The 351-nt window shown below is 40.5% G+C and carries 1 protein-coding gene; it reads right to left on the bottom strand.

Features of this window, described 5'->3' with window-relative positions; genetic code table 11:
* Positions 1 to 108 precede the first annotated feature (108 nt).
* Positions 109 to 351: hypothetical protein (locus D4A39_RS19555; protein ID WP_233552549.1), on the bottom strand; the 243-nt coding region annotated here is incomplete at its 5' end.

Genomic DNA, 351 nt, shown 5'->3' on the forward strand with positions numbered 1-351 from the left:
GGAATTTTTGTTCTCTTTCTATAGGGGCTTGAAACAATCCATTTATTGGAAACAATTAAAGACGGAGCTGGTTTGCCCCAGTGCTTTTTAAGAAACAGGGCAATTATTTTATCTCCACAAAGGCTCTTGTTCCCAATTATGAGGAAAGCCTAATAAACGAGTTCTTACTGATGGGTATTTCGATAAAAGCTGCTTGAAATCTGCAACAAAAGTGTTGCCCATAGAAATGGAGTTAAGCCAATACACCACATAGCAGAGTTGCGGATAAAGTGTTTGTTCACGGAACGAGAAATCCGTAATCCATGTGTTTGGCATACGCATAGGCATCATTGGCTTGACAGGAAAGACCCG

This window comes from Alcanivorax profundi (assembly GCF_003597125.1).
GTDB lineage: Bacteria > Pseudomonadota > Gammaproteobacteria > Pseudomonadales > Alcanivoracaceae > Alcanivorax > Alcanivorax profundi.